Source organism: Ensifer sp. Root954, assembly GCF_001429005.1.
GTDB classification, from domain to species: Bacteria; Pseudomonadota; Alphaproteobacteria; order Rhizobiales; family Rhizobiaceae; genus Ensifer; species Ensifer adhaerens.
In genome coordinates this window covers 254,380-266,389 of the sequence record NZ_LMJM01000045.1, presented here as the reverse complement: position 1 = coordinate 266,389, position 12,010 = coordinate 254,380, and the positions used below count along the sequence as shown (strand labels likewise).

The following is a 12,010-nucleotide window of genomic DNA, read 5'->3' as shown; positions in this document are numbered from 1 at the left end:
GCGCCCGAGAGCGGCTATTCCGCCGGCTCGGGCGTGAAAAACACGTCGGCATGCATGTCTGAGCGGTTCAGGCCGCGGGCAAACGCAACCTCCATTGCCGCATCCACCATCGGCGGCGGGCCGGCGACATAGGCTTTCCATCCGTCGAGGTCAGACAGATCCTCGGCCACTGCCTCCGTCACGAATCCACGGCGGTATCCTGCCGAATCCGCCTCCGACAACACGGCCTGGAAGACGAGATTGGCGTGCCACTCGGCGAGCGCGCGAAAATGATCGACGAGGTAGAGATCACGCTCGCTGCGTGCGCCGAAGTAGAGATGGATCGGCTGCTTCAGGCCGTGGGCAAGGGCGGTTTCGACGATCGATTTGATGGGGGCGAGGCCGGAGCCGCCGGCGATGCACAGGATCGGGCCGGAGTGGTTCTCCCGCAGATAGGAGGATCCCATCGGGTATTCGAGCGTCACCTTGTCCCCGGCCTTCAGAGCGCCGTGCACATATTGCGAGGTCGCTCCGCCGACCACGTGGCGAATGTGGAACTCCACCCGGCCGTCGCCATGCCGGTTGGCCATGGAATAGCTGCGGGCGGGGACCCCGTCGAAACTCACCTGCGCATATTGTCCAGCGACGAAACGAGAGCTGCCCCCATCTTCCGCATCGATGCGCACCAGCTTGATGTCGTGCGTGAGGTCCTCCAGATGCGTAACGATGCCGCTTAGCCGTTGGGGCGTTTGGACGGCATCTTCTTCGCCGCCTCCAAGCCATGCCACGGCGGTGTCCGTTACCGGAAGCGCCCGGCAGGCAAGGATGAGACCGCCGGCTTTCTCCTCATCGGTGAGGGCGAAGGGCGAATGCTGGAGAAGCTCCACCTCGCCTTCGATCAGCCGAGACTTGCAAGCGCCGCACCGCCCAGATCTGCAGCCATGGGGGTAAGGAAGCTTGGCGGCGAGCGCAGCGTCGAGAATGGTCTGGTCGGCGTGCACTTCGAGGTTTGTTCGTGCCGATCGTATGTCTATGCGTTTGACGGTCATATCAAATGTTTCCTCACAGCGTTCGAATCCTCTCGCGGGCCGGTTCCTGACGGCGGCAAGCGAAAATGCCCTCAGGCTGCGGCTTCCAGCGCTGGTAAGGTCAAGGGGTATCGGATCACCGCCGACGTTCTCAGTTTCGGAGATTGGAATGCGACGGCGAACCTGGACCGATCGCCTAGTGGGACTCTCGGCGCGACCACACGAATGACGGTGGCGTGGCGCCCCAGCAAAGAGCACAGCTCAGTCGTGGTCGGCGCCCCCCGCCGGAGTGCCAGCCGCGGGGAATACACAAGACGAAAATCCAGATTTTCCAATCTCTTATCGGCAGAACTTGACCATTCGCATCAGGGTGAGCGAAAGAAGTTTCAGGAGGTCTTGACCTTTCCATCGTTGGAAACCGCACCTTCGCGAAGAACTGATCGCTGCCGTGGCCGCCCCGGCCGCAAGCGTGAACAAAATGAAGGTGAACGAGAATGAGTAAAAAGGCCGCCGCCCTGTTCCTAGCCGGTATCGCAACCGTTGGAGGGCTTGCGCTTGCCGACGGCGATGGAATGGGAACCTTCGCCAGTCGGCTTCTTGGGCTTGCCTCCTCGACCAGTGCGTCGGAGGCAGTCGCGGCGACCGGAACCACGGGTGCGCCCATGCCCAAGGTTCCGGTCGCCGAGGTCATCACGCGAGAGGTCGCGCCAGCCGTAGAGTTCACGGGCCACTTCGAGGCGGCAAAATCCGTTGAACTGCGTCCGCGTGTCGGCGGCGCCATCGACAGGGTGAGTGTTCCCGAAGGCGCTCTCGTCAAACCGGAACAGGTCCTGTTCCAGATCGATCCGCGACCGTTCCAAGTCGCCCTGGACGCCGCCAAGGCGCGCTTGAAACAGGCGATCGTTCTTCTCGATCACGCCGACATCGCGTTCCGCCGCGCCAAATCCCTGGCTCCGAACGGGACCGTGTCGCGCAAGACCTATGACGATGCCGAGGCAGTGCGGCGCCAACGGCAGGCCGAGGTCGAAATCGCCAAGGCAGCAGTGGCTGCGGCAGAGCTTGATCTCTCCTTCACGCGCGTCGCAGCCCCGATTGGCGGGCGGGTCGATCGTGTCCGGGTGACCGAGGGCAACCTTGTTTCAGGCGGCAATGCGGGTGCCGCCACGCTCCTCACCACCATCGTCTCGACGGACCCGCTCTACGTCTACTTCGACATCGACGAAGCGACGTTTCTCGATTTTGGCGGGCGAGCGCGTCCTGACAATGGAGAAGGCGGAACCGAGAAGTTGCCGGTCGGGATTGGCCTCATGACGGATGCCGGTTTCCCCCATGCCGGCGTGCTCGACTTCATCAGCAACCAGGTCGAACGCAGCACCGGCACGATCCGGGCCCGCGCGATCGTCCGGAATCCGGACGGACTGCTGGCCCCGGGTCTGTTTGCTCGGGTGAACCTTGTGACGGCCCAGCCAGCCCGCACCGTTCTGATCGACGATCAGGCGATCGGTACCGACCAGGGTCGCCGCTATGTGCTGACGCTGGGCTCGGGGAACAAGGCCGAGTACCGGCCGATCGAACTCGGTCCGATGATCGACGGCTTGCGTGTCGTCGCAAGCGGTCTCAGGCCGGGTGAGAAGATCATTCTCAAGGGCCTCGTGCGCCCTGGTATGGAGGTTGACCCGCAGACGGTTTCGATGGTGTCGGGCGAAGCGGCCAAAGGTGACTTAGCGGCCGCCGCTTCGCAGGAGGCGCGTCGATGAACATTCCACGCTTTTTCGTCGACCGCCCCATCTTTGCGGTCGTTCTCTCCGTATTGATGCTGATCGGCGGTGGCCTGACCCTCCTAAAGCTGCCGCTCAGCGAATATCCCCAGGTGACGCCGCCGACCGTGCAGGTGACCGCAAGCTATCCGGGTGCCAGCCCCGAAGTGATCGCCGAAACGGTTGCGGCTCCGCTGGAGCAGGTGATCAACGGCGTCGAGAACATGCTCTACATGAGCTCGCAGGCCGCAACTGACGGGCGCATGACGCTGACGGTGACCTTTCAGCAGGGCACCGATCCCGACATGGCGCAGATCCAGGTTCAGAACCGGGTTTCGCGCGCGCTTCCGCGTCTGCCGCAGGAAGTTCAGCGCATCGGTGTCGTGACGCAGAAGACCTCGCCCGATATCCTGATGGTCGTGCATCTGGTTTCGCCCGATGACCGCTACGATCCTCTCTACCTATCGAACTTCGCGACGCTGCAGGTCCGCGACCAGCTCGCGCGCCTGTCGGGTGTGGGTGACGTGCTCGTCTGGGGAGCCGGCGAATACTCCATGCGGGTCTGGCTCGATCCGGCCAAGGTCGCGGCGCGCGGATTGACCGCTTCCGACGTGGTTGCTGCAATCCAGGAGCAGAACGCTCAGGTGGCCGCCGGCTCCGTCGGCCAGCAACCGGATGCCTCGGCAGCGCTGCAGGTCACGGTCAACACGCTCGGCAGGCTATCCAACGAAGAGCAGTTCGGCGCCATCGTCGTCAAGACCGGCGCCGATGGCCAGGTCACCCGGCTGCGCGACATTGCCCGCATCGAGTTGGGCGCCGACTCCTATGCGCTGCGCAGTCTTCTTGACGGCAAGCCGGCGCTGGCGCTGCAGATCATCCAAAGCCCCGGCGCCAACGCGCTCGACGTGGCGAGTTCCATTCGCGCCACGATGGAAGACCTGCAGAAAGGCTTTCCTGAGGGCATAGAGTATCGCATCGCCTACGATCCCACCGTCTTCGTGAAGGCCTCGCTGGAGGCCGTGGTGATGACGCTACTTGAAGCGATCGTGCTGGTCGTCATCGTGGTCGTGCTTTTTCTTCAGACCTGGCGCGCGTCGATCATCCCGCTGGTTGCCGTGCCGATCTCCTTGGTCGGCACATTCGCGCTGATGTACATGTTCGGCTTTTCGCTCAACACGCTGTCGCTGTTCGGCCTGGTCCTCTCGATCGGGATCGTGGTCGACGATGCGATCGTCGTCGTCGAAAACGTCGAGCGTCACATCGCGCTTGGCGAAACGCCGAAGGAAGCGGCGCGCAAGGCCATGGACGAGGTGACCGGGCCGATCATTGCGATCACGTCCGTGCTCTCGGCCGTGTTCATTCCGTCAGCGTTCCTATCCGGCCTGCAAGGCGAGTTCTATCGTCAGTTCGCCTTGACGATCGCAATCTCGACGATCCTGTCCGCGGTCAACTCCCTCACCCTTTCCCCGGCGCTAGCCGGCGTGCTTCTGAAGCCGCACCACGGCGAGGTGAAGCGCGATCTCCTGACGCGCGTGATAGACGGCCTGTTCGGCTGGTTCTTCCGGCTCTTCAACCGGTTCTTCGAGCGCGCTTCGAACGCCTATGTCTGGTCCGTCCGCCGTGCCGTCAGGTTCAGCGCGCTCGTCCTTCTCGTCTACGCTGGCCTGGTCGCCACGACATGGCTGGGCTTCCACACCGTGCCGAACGGCTTTGTCCCGGCGCAGGACAAATACTACCTGGTCGGCATCGCCCAATTGCCGACAGGAGCCTCGCTCGACCGAACCGAGGCGGTCGTCAAGAAGATGTCGGAGATAGCCCTCGCGGAACCGGGCGTCGAAAGCGTCGTCGCTTTTCCGGGGCTTTCGGTCAACGGCATGGTCAATATTCCCAATGCCGCCGTCATCTTCACGATGCTGAAGACCTTCGACGAGCGCAAGGATCCGTCCTTGTCCGCATTCGCGATCGCAGGTCGCCTGATGGGCAAATTCAGCCAGATACCCGACGGCTTTGCCGGCATCTTCCCGCCGCCGCCCGTCCCGGGTCTCGGTACGACCGGCGGTTTCAAGTTCCAGGTCGAGGACAGGGCCGGGCTCGGCTTTGCGGCGCTTGCCGAAGCGCAGGGCGCGATTATGGGCAAGGCGATGCAGACGCCGGAGCTTGCCGGAATGCTTGCAAGCTTTCAGGTGAATGCGCCGCAGGTGCAGGTGGACATCGACCGGGTGAAAGCCAAGTCTCAAGGAGTGCCGCTCAACACCATCTTCGAAACGCTGCAGGTCAACCTCGGTTCTCTCTACGCCAACGATTTCAACCGCTTCGGCCGGACCTATCGCGTGGTGGTCCAGGCAGACGCGCCATTCCGCATGCAGCCGGAAGACATTGGCCGGCTGAAGGTGCGCAACGCGGCGGGCGCGATGATACCTTTGTCGGCGCTGTTGACGGTCAAGCACAGTTCGGGACCGGATCGCGTCATGCATTACAACAGCTTCCCGTCGGCCGATATCAGCGGCGGTCCGGCGCCCGGCTATTCGTTCGGCCAAGCAACCGCGGCCATAGAACGGATCGCGGCGGAGACGCTGCCACCCGGCATGACCTTCGAATGGACGGAGCTCGCCTATCAGGAAAAGCAGGCCGGAAACACCGCGATGTACATTTTCCCTCTGTCTGTCCTGCTGGCGTTTCTCATTCTCGCCGCCCAGTACAACAGCTGGTCTTTGCCCTTCGCCGTGTTGCTGATCGCGCCGATGGCGCTGCTTTCCGCAATCGCAGGCGTCTGGTTTACCGGCGGCGACAACAACATCTTCACGCAGATCGGCTTTGTCGTTCTCGTGGGGCTCGCGGCCAAGAATGCGATCCTGATCGTCGAGTTCGCGCGAGCGAAAGAGGATGAAGGTGCCGATCCTCTGTCCGCCGTGCTTGAGGCGGCCCGCCTTCGGCTCAGACCGATCCTGATGACGTCGCTTGCCTTTATCGCAGGCGTCGTTCCGCTGGTGATTGCTAAAGGCGCTGGCGCAGAGATGCGCCACGTCATGGGCATCGCCGTCTTTGCCGGCATGCTCGGCGTTACCTTGTTCGGCCTCGTATTGACGCCGGTATTCTATGTTCTGGTGCGGAAGTTGGCGATCCGGCGGGAAAAAGGCCGAATCCCTGAAGGGGCGTCGCTGGAACAGCGAGCCTAAACCAACCATAACCATCGCACGCGGTCATGTCGGGAAGCCAGATGGCCACGTGCGATGCCTCCCGTCCGAAGGCAAATCCGATCGGCCTGGCGAACTGAGCGCAAGTGCAAATAGTCGTCAGGTTTGCCGGCTAGGGCGCACCTGGTTTCCAGTCGCAAACCGCAGGGCTCACGCAAACGTGCAAGGACGTGACCGGCAAAGGATTGCATCGGGTCGAAACCCTGCTAACACCCGGCTCCTCAAGCACCGCGTTGGAAGATCAGCAAGCGGTCGACGTCGGAATTTCGAGTGGGGCACTGCTTTGCCTGGCGCTCTTCGTTGATCCCGACCGAGCTGTCTCCCATATGCGACGAGCCCGGCCTCTCCTCCCGGCGGGCTCGACAACAACGACCCAGGAAGAATAAAAATGAACAATAATGGACGCCTATCGGGCAACTCCTTCGCTGCGCATAACCTCCGCGATCGCCTGGCGGCCGACGGTCTCGCCTATCTGGTCGCGCTGATGCCCGTATTCCTGTTGCTCTGCTAAGCTCGACTGCCGCGTTTCAGGACGCCTGTCGTGGACGCGCTCTGTTCGCGGCCTCAAAGCCACCTTCGGCGCAAGAAAGATCCCCATTCGGCTTCAATTCTCAGCTTTCGGAGGCGATCGCCGCTTGTGACGTGCGCGGCGTAGGAATTGGTAAAGGTGACGAGCAGGATGCGCGCCATCTTCGGATCTCCTTCGGTTCGCTCAAGTTCGTCGGCGATCTCTCGGTAGAGAGCTTCGCTCGACGTGGGCTCGGCGATACGCCGTTCCGCCATCTCCAGCATCCGTTCGACAAAGGCGAGATCGATCACATAGGCCGGCATCGATTTTCCGATCATGATGATGCCCCGCTGCCTGCAGAAGAGGTCCGGCATGGTGTCTCGTGCGTGGGAACGCACGGGCGGTCCGTCTGAGAGAAGGTGGGAGTCCGGGGCGTGTCCTGTCCTGTTCGGAAAAGTATCATGCTCCATCTCCTTCTCACGCTATAGGCCCGGCAAGGATCGGGCCGAAGGATATCCCTATGGGAGCCCAACCGCCAAAGGCGCGAAGAGTTCCAAGGGAAAATCAACTTTTGCGATCAAAGGTCGCCTTCGCGCGACGACGCCAAACGCATGGAAGGGAGCGCGTGAGGCTACCGGCGCGTTTCTAAGGTCAATGCGAACCGCTCGAGCCCAGATGCTCGAACAGGTCTCGCGCCGGCGGGGACAGTTCCTCTTCCGCGCGCACGCAGACGGACAGCCGCCGCGTCGCCCAGTCATCAGCAAGGCGCACGAACGCGGTCTTGGGAGATCTGCCGCCGCGCCGTGCCGCCGTCTCCGGCATGATGGCAAGGCCGACACCCGCCGAAACCATGTGACACATGCCTTCGAAGCTACGCATGCGCGAGCGCATCTTCAGCGTCAGCCCCAATCTCCGAGCTTGTGCATCGATATGGCTCTGCAATGCGCCATCTGCCAAGCCGACGAAAGGCTGGTCCGCAATGTCGGCGAAGAGTGCCCGCCTGCGTGCCGCGAATACGTGATCGCGTGGGATGACGGCGACGAGCCGGTCGACGGCAAAGGGACGCAGTTGCAGGCCGCCAGTATCGACCGCGTCCGAAAGAATGCCGATCTCCACGAGGTCGGCGGCGACGGCTCTCGCAATCTCGATGCTTTGCCGTTCCTTCAGATCGACGTCGATCCGCGGATGCGCCGTCATCCAGGCGCCGAGCCGCTGTGGCAGAAACTCTGTGAGTGCGGCGGTGTTCACCGCAAGCCGGATTGTTGCTCGAAGGCCATCGGCGTGTTCACCAAGCTCGCCGCGCATCCGCGCCATCTGGCGCAGGATCAGCCGGGCGTGATGCGCGAGCGCTTCTCCGGCCGGCGTCGGCCGCACCCCGCGGCGACCACGTTCGAGCAGTTTGACTTTGCCGATCATCTCCATGTCGCGCAGACGTTCACTTGCCGCCGGCAACGAAAGCCCGGCATCCGCAGCACCATGGGTCATGCTGCCGGCATCCACCACGGCAAGAAACAGACGAAGGTCGATAAGATCGAAACGCATGCAAAGGAGGCTAACGGAAAAACAGCCTTCGGACCAGCCGAAGTCTGACTGCGGATGATCCGCATTGTGCCGATGCGGGTATACGCTATGCCGATGGCATGTTCGATCTTGCTCCGTCCCTCGTCGTTGCGATTGCCGCAACTTTCTTCGCCGCCGGCATCCTCAAGGGCGTCACCGGCATGGGGTTGCCGACCTTGGCGATGGGCGTGCTCGGTACGCTCATCTCTCCACTTGCGGCCGCCAGCCTGTTGATTGCCCCGTCCTTCGTGACAAATGTCTGGCAGCTTCTCGCGGGCCCGAGCTTCGGCGCGCTTGCGCTCCGGCTTTGGCCGATGATGCTGGCGATCGTTCTTGGCACGCTCAGCGGTTCTTCGGTGCTTGCCGGTGGCAGCACCGCGCTCACGACGGGCGCGCTTGGTGCGGCCCTCCTTCTCTACGCCGCCTTCACGCTCTTTGCGCGCCAGCTTCGCGTTCCGGCGAAGTGGGAGCCGTGGCTGTCTCCCGTGGTCGGCGCGGCAACCGGGATCGTCACGGGCGCAACCGGCGTCTTCGTCATCCCGGCCGTGCCCTATCTGCAGGCGCTAGGTCTTGAACGGGACGAACTGGTGCAGGCGCTCGGCCTCTCCTTCACCGTCTCCACAGTCGCCCTCACCGCCGGGCTCGTCTGGCGGGGCGCTTTCGAGGCCGACAATCTGCTCTTCTCCGGCCTCGCGATTGCGCCGGCGCTCGCCGGCATGTGGGCGGGGCAAGTCGTTCGCAACCGTGTCGACCCGCCCGTATTCCGGCGCTGGTTCCTCATCAGTCTGCTCGTCCTCGGCGCCGAAATGCTTGCGCGGCCGCTTCTGTAGGTCCTCGCCCAGTCCGTGGTTTGGTCATCTTGGGACGGAAAACTGCCGCTACGGGACCCATTACGCAAGACGCGGATCGCGCTGGCTGACGTTCCCAAGAGCTTTGCTGAGAAACATCGATCAATATATTGAAGAAACTACGTTTTAATGCCGACTCCGGCCCGGAATTCAGGCCGGCACGATCTTCAGCGCGATGACACCGCCGGCGATCACCAGCATTGCGGTTGCCCGCGAGACTGTGATGGTTTCTCCAAAGAGCAGCACACCGCAGAGCACGGAACCGACGGCGCCGATGCCGGTCCAGACCGCGTAGGCTGTTCCGAGCGGCAAGGTCTTGAGCGCCTGGGTGAGCAGGGACAGAAAGATCACCAGGGCAACGATCGAGACCAGCGTCCAGGACAGGCGGCTGTAACCGTTCGAGAACTTGGTGCTGACGGCCCAGGCGACGTCTGCAACGCCGGATAGCACGAGGTAGATCCAGGCAAGCGATGTGGATGACATGGCAATTCTCCAGGGTTCGGCAGATCGCGATCGGTTGCGGCTTCAGACGAGTTTAATAACGGCGACACCGGCCAACAGCAGCACCACGCCGCCCAGGCGCAGCCCCGACACGGACCTCTGCGGCAGACGGAACCAGCCATAGCGATCGACGAAGACACTTGCGACCTGCTGGCCGGCCACGGTGAGACCAACCGCCGCGGCCGCACCAATCGCTGGGATTGCGGTAAAGACCGTGGTGACATAGGTCGCTCCGGCGAGACCACCGAGCCAACCCCACCAGGGCATCGTCTGCACGCCGGTGATGTTGGGACGGGATGTCTTTTGCCCGGCGAGCACCAGAAGCATCACCGCGGCCATGGCGAGCGTGGCGACGAGAAACGAGATCGCACCCACCGCGAACGGCGCACCCCCGAGATCATGGCGCAGGAGCGCATTGACGGCACCCTGGACCGGGAGCACGGCCCCTGCCATCAGCGCAAGGGCAATCCAGCCAAGCCGGTCGACTTTAACATTGTCTTTTCCGCCTTGCCCGAACACCACCATAGCAACCCCGAGGAGCACGACGAGCGTGCCAACGGCGGCCCCGACCCGCAGTCCCGTCGGCGGAACGCCCAGCAAGCCGAAACTATCGAGCGTCAGGGAGGCGAGCATCTGTCCGGCTATGAACAATCCGACGGAAACGACGGCGCCAAGGCGGGGGAAGAGAACGATGGTCGAGACGACATAGACGGCTGAGGCGGTGCCTCCGACGAGATGCCACCACTTGACCGCGGGAATTGCACCAAGCGCGGCGATTGTTCCCGTCAAGAGGGTGACGAGAAGCAGCAGACCGGTACCAATCGCGAGCTGAAGTGTGGTCGCCGCAAAAGGCGATCCGACAGCTTTGGAAAGTTGTGCGTTGGCACCCGCCTGGACAGCGAGCAGACCACCCGCAAACAAGGCCAATGGGACGAACAGGGTCTCCATGACGGGACCTCCTTGATGAGAATGAGTTGAAAATGGAGGAAGGGTTGATCAGGTGGACGTGCTCTGGTGCGCCTGGACCTGAGGAAGGTGCGGGGCGGTCGGGTGATCACTCGTCTCAGGCACCAGATCGCTGAAGAATGGGATCATCTTGCGTCGCTCCACCGATCGGCCCATCCGATCGTGACACCATCTTTAGACGGTGCTCGGTTGCAGAACGATCTGTCGTTTCGCCTACTGCCTCTGCATATTTGCACAGCCGCTTCAATGACGGTACCACAGCGAATAAGGCGTTTGACCGTGGAGCTCGATTGCGCAGAGCGATTGACAATACGCGGTGATAGCGGTGCAAATTCGCTCATCCGATGAACAACCTGTCTTAGGTTTGCCCAATCATGCACAGCCATCACCGTATCGACTGGGAAGACCTCCGCTTCGTTCTGGCAGTCGCGGAGGCGAACTCCCTTGCTGCTGCTGCCCGGGCGCTTGGCGTCAATCACACAACAGTGTTAAGGCGTGTCGGGTCGTTCGAACAGAAGCTCGGGGTCCGGCTGTTTGACCGCCTCCCGTCCGGCTACATGCTCACCGCCGGCGGCGAGGAGCTGCTGGCCGTGGCCCGGCAGATGGCTGAAACGGTCACGGAGCTCGAGCGCCGCTTGACGGGTCAGGATCTGCGGCTCGAGGGTAGCCTGCGGATCACCACCACGGATACGCTGATGGCGTCCATCCTGCCGTCGATCCTGGCGGATTTCCGTCAACGCCATCCCGGCGTCCTGCTCGAGGTCAGCACCTCGAATGCGCTCGCAAACCTCTCGCATCGCGACGCGGACGTTGCCATCCGCCCCGCGGTCGATTCACCGGATGCATTGGTCGGTCGCCGGATCGCGAAGGTCGCTTTCGCCGTCTATGCGGCGCCGTCCTATCTCGATGTGCGGGAGCTGACAGCCGACACGCTGAATATTGCACGGGAGCACTGGATCGGGCTTGGTGACGCGCTTGCGTCCACGAGCGTGGCACGATGGATGCGCGCGACGCTCGTGGCACCCGCGGTCTTGCGTTGCGATTCGCTGGTTACGGCCCGCGAGGCGGCAAAGGCCGGCATCGGTCTTGCGGCCCTGCCCTGTTATCTCGGAGACACGACGCCCGGTCTCATCCGTATCGGCGCACCGGTCGCCGATATGACGAGAGAGCTTTGGCTTCTCACACACGAGGATCTGCGGCGCACGGCCCGCGTCAGCGCCTTCACCGAATTTGTTGGCCAGGCGCTCGCGAAACATCGGCCGCTCCTCGAAGGCAACAAGCCCTCAACTTAGGAGTTCCCCCGGGAACGGCCAATGCGGACGGAGCGCTTAAGATCGCTTTAAATCCAGTTGATCAGGGACACGTCAGATGCCAAGCTCAGTTTGCGAAACCTATCCCGGAATATGCGAAAAAAACCGCCTGAAGTATCCGCGGCCACCCCGCCTCCTGCGTGCTGCCAACCAGAACCTCCGAGGTGCGCCACGGCCGATATCGTTCGCGCCGGTAGCCATTTCACTGACCGTTGAAAGCGAAAGCGCTTCGGCAATCCGGATCGGATCGGCTATCTCGATGCTGGGATTGCTCGTTCTTGCCGCGTACGCCGGGACGACGGCCGTTGCAGGGATTCTTGCCGGCGGATTCGATGGACTGTTGATCGAGGCGTCGTCGA

At 62.7% G+C, this 12,010-nt stretch carries 10 protein-coding genes; 5 read left to right on the top strand and 5 right to left on the bottom strand.

Going from position 1 to position 12,010, the window contains the following annotated elements; genetic code table 11:
* Positions 1 to 14: 14 nt before the first annotated feature.
* The gene (locus ASE71_RS26315) at positions 15 to 1,028 is read right to left on the bottom strand and encodes a 2Fe-2S iron-sulfur cluster-binding protein (protein WP_060521146.1); all 1,014 of its coding nucleotides are present in this window, start codon (positions 1,026 to 1,028) and stop codon (positions 15 to 17) included.
* 473 nt (positions 1,029 to 1,501) lie between these two features.
* Between ASE71_RS26315 and ASE71_RS26310 the strand changes: the two genes are divergently transcribed.
* The 3 genes from ASE71_RS26310 (at position 1,502) to ASE71_RS37445 (ending at position 6,469) form a co-directional block, all read left to right on the top strand.
* Entirely contained in the window at positions 1,502 to 2,764 is a 1,263-nt protein-coding gene (locus ASE71_RS26310) for an efflux RND transporter periplasmic adaptor subunit (protein ID WP_034790524.1), read from the top strand.
* Positions 2,761 to 5,940, top strand: a complete 3,180-nt coding sequence (locus ASE71_RS26305; protein WP_060521145.1) for an efflux RND transporter permease subunit — start codon at positions 2,761 to 2,763, stop codon at positions 5,938 to 5,940. The genes ASE71_RS26310 and ASE71_RS26305 overlap by 4 nt, the downstream gene beginning before the upstream one ends.
* 406 nt (positions 5,941 to 6,346) lie before the next feature.
* Complete coding sequence (locus tag ASE71_RS37445; RefSeq protein WP_255380984.1) at positions 6,347 to 6,469, top strand: hypothetical protein; 123 nt, start codon at positions 6,347 to 6,349, stop codon at positions 6,467 to 6,469.
* A gap of 53 nt (positions 6,470 to 6,522) precedes the next feature.
* On the opposite strand, the gene ASE71_RS26300 is transcribed toward ASE71_RS37445, so the two are convergent.
* Positions 6,523 to 6,804, bottom strand: coding sequence for a hypothetical protein (locus ASE71_RS26300; protein WP_143034231.1), 282 nt, complete (start codon positions 6,802 to 6,804; stop codon positions 6,523 to 6,525).
* 313 nt (positions 6,805 to 7,117) lie between these two features.
* Positions 7,118 to 8,008, bottom strand: a complete 891-nt coding sequence (locus ASE71_RS26295; protein ID WP_034790537.1) for a LysR family transcriptional regulator — start codon at positions 8,006 to 8,008, stop codon at positions 7,118 to 7,120.
* A 98-nt stretch (positions 8,009 to 8,106) separates the two neighbouring features.
* Here ASE71_RS26295 and ASE71_RS26290 point away from each other — a divergent pair, with 98 nt between their 5' ends.
* Positions 8,107 to 8,856, top strand: coding sequence for a sulfite exporter TauE/SafE family protein (locus ASE71_RS26290; protein ID WP_034790540.1), 750 nt, complete (start codon positions 8,107 to 8,109; stop codon positions 8,854 to 8,856).
* Between the two features lie 168 nt (positions 8,857 to 9,024).
* Here the strand turns inward: ASE71_RS26290 and ASE71_RS26285 are convergent, their stop codons facing one another.
* Together ASE71_RS26285 and ASE71_RS26280 are read right to left on the bottom strand one after the other, a co-directional pair.
* Positions 9,025 to 9,357, bottom strand: coding sequence for a DMT family transporter (locus tag ASE71_RS26285; RefSeq protein ID WP_034790543.1), 333 nt, complete (start codon positions 9,355 to 9,357; stop codon positions 9,025 to 9,027).
* Between the two features lie 42 nt (positions 9,358 to 9,399).
* On the bottom strand, positions 9,400 to 10,323 hold the full coding sequence (locus tag ASE71_RS26280; RefSeq protein ID WP_034790550.1) for a DMT family transporter: 924 nt from the start codon (positions 10,321 to 10,323) through the stop codon (positions 9,400 to 9,402).
* Positions 10,324 to 10,715: 392 nt separating this feature from the next.
* Here ASE71_RS26280 and ASE71_RS26275 point away from each other — a divergent pair, with 392 nt between their 5' ends.
* On the top strand, positions 10,716 to 11,633 hold the full coding sequence (locus tag ASE71_RS26275; RefSeq protein WP_060521144.1) for a LysR family transcriptional regulator: 918 nt from the start codon (positions 10,716 to 10,718) through the stop codon (positions 11,631 to 11,633).
* Positions 11,634 to 12,010: the final 377 nt, after the last annotated feature.